This window comes from Mesorhizobium sp. Arg314, from assembly GCF_053714275.1.
Genome location: NZ_JBSKBP010000124.1, coordinates 1 through 3566, shown reverse-complemented (window position 1 = coordinate 3566; position 3566 = coordinate 1). Strand labels below are relative to the sequence as shown.

Annotated in this window: 5 protein-coding genes and 1 pseudogene; 4 read left to right on the top strand and 2 right to left on the bottom strand. The window is 64.7% G+C overall.

Going from position 1 to position 3566, the window contains the following annotated elements; translation table 11 throughout:
• Both ACWGS9_RS34255 and ACWGS9_RS34250 read right to left on the bottom strand, forming a co-directional pair.
• On the bottom strand, positions 1-168 hold a 168-nt coding region (locus ACWGS9_RS34255; RefSeq protein ID WP_454509356.1), incomplete at its 3' end, for a PIN domain-containing protein.
• The gene (locus ACWGS9_RS34250) at positions 168-425 is read right to left on the bottom strand and encodes a type II toxin-antitoxin system VapB family antitoxin (RefSeq protein WP_454509355.1); all 258 of its coding nucleotides are present in this window, start codon (positions 423-425) and stop codon (positions 168-170) included. The genes ACWGS9_RS34255 and ACWGS9_RS34250, both read right to left, overlap by 1 nt.
• Before the next feature lie 169 nt (positions 426-594).
• Here ACWGS9_RS34250 and ACWGS9_RS34245 point away from each other — a divergent pair, with 169 nt between their 5' ends.
• The 4 genes and pseudogenes from ACWGS9_RS34245 to ACWGS9_RS34230 all read left to right on the top strand — a co-directional run.
• Positions 595-1596: a DUF1403 family protein gene (locus tag ACWGS9_RS34245; RefSeq protein WP_454509354.1), complete on the top strand. Its 1002-nt coding sequence runs from the start codon at positions 595-597 to the stop codon at positions 1594-1596.
• A gap of 5 nt (positions 1597-1601) precedes the next feature.
• The gene (gene scpB, locus ACWGS9_RS34240) at positions 1602-2315 is read left to right on the top strand and encodes an SMC-Scp complex subunit ScpB (protein WP_454509353.1); all 714 of its coding nucleotides are present in this window, start codon (positions 1602-1604) and stop codon (positions 2313-2315) included.
• Positions 2312-2973: pseudogene (locus ACWGS9_RS34235) on the top strand (IS6 family transposase). Before scpB ends, ACWGS9_RS34235 begins: the two are co-directional and overlap by 4 nt.
• A gap of 236 nt (positions 2974-3209) precedes the next feature.
• Positions 3210-3566 (top strand): hypothetical protein (locus ACWGS9_RS34230; protein ID WP_454509352.1); only part of this gene is annotated, 357 nt, incomplete at its 3' end.

The window sequence follows — 3566 nt, the reverse complement described above, 5'->3', positions numbered from 1 at the left end:
CTCGGCCAAGGCGTGTTCGCCCTTGCGGCTGACCAGCACCATGCGCGCTTCCAGGACACACGTTGCAGGGACAAGGCGGATCGGGTCGCCGACGAGCGCCTTTTCCAGCCGCACGGCCTCAGGCTCGTTGCGCAGCATCGCGACGATGGCGGAGGTGTCGATCACCATCAGTTCGGGGTGCCGTGCTCGTCAAAGCCGACAATGTCCTCGTCGCTGCGCTGGTCCAACTCAGGCAGACGCGCCACCCGCTGGCGGATAGCACGTAGTTCTGCCAATGTTCGTTCTTGGGAAGAATCGGCATGTCCCAGCCGACGCAGGCATTCCGTCAAAGCCTGATGAATGGCGGCGGTTTTGCTGATGCCCTGGCGCCGCGCCAGCTCGTCGACGAGCGCTACGGTCGCAGGGTTCTTGATGTTCAGGGACACGAAAAACTCCAAAAATCTACCTTTTTCGCCATTTCTACCATGGTTTTTGGTCCGTGTCAAAATACGTCCGATAATGCAACCTTACCGGACATAAAAGGTTGTCGACAGGCGCGGCGGTTATTGCTCCAGGCAATTGCCAAAAGCGCCGCCATGATTCACCCTGTCGAAGATGATTCTACGCCCAAAATTGCTTCGCCATGCCCCGACAGTCGGGGCCGGCACTGGCCCGGAAGCGCCGATCGCGTTGCCGAGCTGGTTGCGCGCTGCGGCGTCCGGACCGCAATTGGTTGAAGACGCTGTGTTTGCAGCCGCCGCGGCACTGACTGCCCTCGACGCCGTGGTCCGCCGGCAGCAGCGGTGGGCGGGCGTGTGGCGGCAGCGGCTGGCGCTCGCCGCCGCCGCGGCGACTGCGCGGCAGGCGGGCCGCGTCGAGGACGAGGCCGCGCTGCGGGATGCCGTGCTTTTGAGCCGGCCGGGAGACAATGTTGGGCCGGCGGGGCGCATGTTGCTCGCCTGGAGGAAGCTGGCGGCGCGTCCGGCGGCAAAGCTTCTGACCGAGAGGTCTCTCACCGAGCTGCTGAACGATCTCGGCCTCGCGCTCGACGACGAGGCGCTCGGCGATCTGGCGGATGGGCTTCGGCGGTTTGCCGCTGCCTCAGGAACCGTCGGGATGCTGACCGGTGCTGTCGTGGCGACCGAGCGGCATGGCGTTGGGCGCATCGCGGGATCCTGGCTTGCCGACGCCCTGCTTGCGCAGCAGCTGGGCTGGGCCCATGCGGTGCCGCTGCTCGGCACCGAACCGGCATGGGGCGCGAGCGCTGCGCGCCGGGGGCGTCCAGCGACCGTGGTTGCGGCGACTGGGCTCGAGGCCGAATCCGACCGGGCAAAAAACCTGCTCGCCGCGCATGCGCGTGCCGCGCTGCGCGCGATCGACCTCTCGGCCGAGCTCGGACGCCGCGCCGACCGTCTGCTGGCGGTCGCCCCAAAGCTGCGCGCGAAAGGGGCGGACGCCGTCGTCGAAATGCTGCTTGCGGACGACGCGGTCGTCGCCTCGCAGGACGTCCCGGGCATGAGCGATCGCGGCCTGCGCCGCCTGTTCGACCGGCTGGTCGATCTCGGCGCCGTGCGTGAGCTGTCGGGTCGCGCCGCCTTCCGCATCTACGGGCTGTGAAGACCATGGCCGAGGCGACGCGCAAACGACGAGGATCGGAGAACGGCGGCGACCGCCGGCCAGACGACGGTCTGTTCGACCGGGAGCTGGATCACCTGCCGCCGGAGGTTCGCTGGCGCGAGTGGATGAACCGCGTCGAGGCGACGATTTTCGCGGCAAGCGAGCCGGTCTCCCGCGAAACCCTTGCCCGCATCGTCGGCAGGAACTGCAGCATCGATCTAATCATCGACGACATTCGCGAGGAACTGCGCGGCCGGCCCTACGACCTGGTCGCGGTCGCCGGCGGCTGGAAACACCTGACCCGACCGGCCTATGCCGACGCCATCCGCACCGCCGTCGGCGCCAGCGAGCGCACGGCCGACCTCACGCAATCCGAGGTGCTGGTGCTGATGACGATCGCCTACTTCCAGCCCATCACCCGCGCCGAGCTGTCGTCCTTCTTCGGCAGAGAGATCAGCCGCGACCTGATCGGCAATCTGCGCGGCTTCGGCCTGATTGCCTCAGGACCGCGCGCGCCGCAGCCCGGTGCCCCCTACACTTATGTCACGACAAAGGACTTCCTGCTGGAGTTTGGTCTCGACACGCTGCGTAACCTGCCGGATTTCGAGGCGCTCGAGGATGCGGGCCTGCTGTCGAAAGAGAAGCTGCTGGCAGGCGACATCATGCCGGGGTTTTCGGACCCCGGCATGAGTGATGCTTCCGCTTTCCGGCCGAAATAATCAACCAGGTGGTCGGTTGTATCACTGCTTCAGCTTGAGCCTGCGTGAGGTCGAGCTGACCTTGGCCGCCCGGGGCATCGTGGTCAGCTACGAGACCATCCGTGAGTGGAGCCTGCGCTTTGGGCGGACTTACGTCGAGGCCCTGAAGTGGCGCCGGCCCCAACCCGGCGGCAAGTGGTTTTTAGATGAGGTGTTTATCCGCATCCGAGGCAAACTGCACTATCTCTGGCGGGCGGTTGACCAGCGCGGCAACGTGCTCGACGTGCTGGTTCAGAGTCGCCGCAACAAGAAAGCGGCCAAGCGCTTTTTCCGCAAGCTACTGAAGGGCTTGTGCTATGTTCCCAGAGTCATCGTGACGGATAAACTTGGATCCCATGCTGCTGCCAAACGCGAGATCCTGCCGGGCGTTGAACATCGGCAGAGCCGGTATCTCAACAACTGCTGTGAGGTGTCGCACCAGCCGACCCGAAGGCGCGAACGCCACATGAGGCGATTCAAGTCTGCCCGGCAGGCCCAGCAATTTCTCGCCACTCATTCTCCGATCCACAGCCACTTCCAGCTCCGCCGTCATTGCCTCTCCGCCGGTGAGTATCGGGCTGCCCGCGATCGCGTCTTCGCCACCTGGCGCGATGTCGCCGGTGCCGTGCTTGTAGGCTGATTTGGACTGGCTTGAGGGCTGCACGTGCGGCAGCTGTGCCGATCAGGCGTCAAGTTGACAGTACCGCGTGTTAGAAAACAGGGGCCGTGGACGCGTGTTTTTCCTGTCAGCTTCTCGAAAGCTAGTTGCGATAGCTTGTCGTTTGGCGTCCGAGCTCAATCCATTCGCCGCTGAGATTTGATCTGAGCCTGTCTGCGCAGACTTGCGAGCAATCAATATTTTCGATGGAGAGCGGTATGGATGGTTCTCGGTTCAATCCTCGGCAGTTGAACCCGTCTGCGCCACGCTTCGCGCGACAGGATACCGGCATTCACGTATCGCAACAGGCGGACGGCGCGAGTCTGCAAGCGAACTTTGAGCAGCAGCTGAACCAGTTGCAACCTGGTTCGTCCGGGGAGAGCGCTGGAGGGCACCGAAGCACGCATCTCGGCGTTTCACGGCCGGTGCCGTCGTTGCCCGATCTGCGTGACGACTTCATCCCCTGCCACCAAACGCCGGAGGCGGCGGCGCACGGAGCCGGCCCGAATAGCCAACCGGAGTTTGCGGTCAACAAAGAGGTCCGCGTGGGCGCAAAACGTGACCGTCCCGAGCCC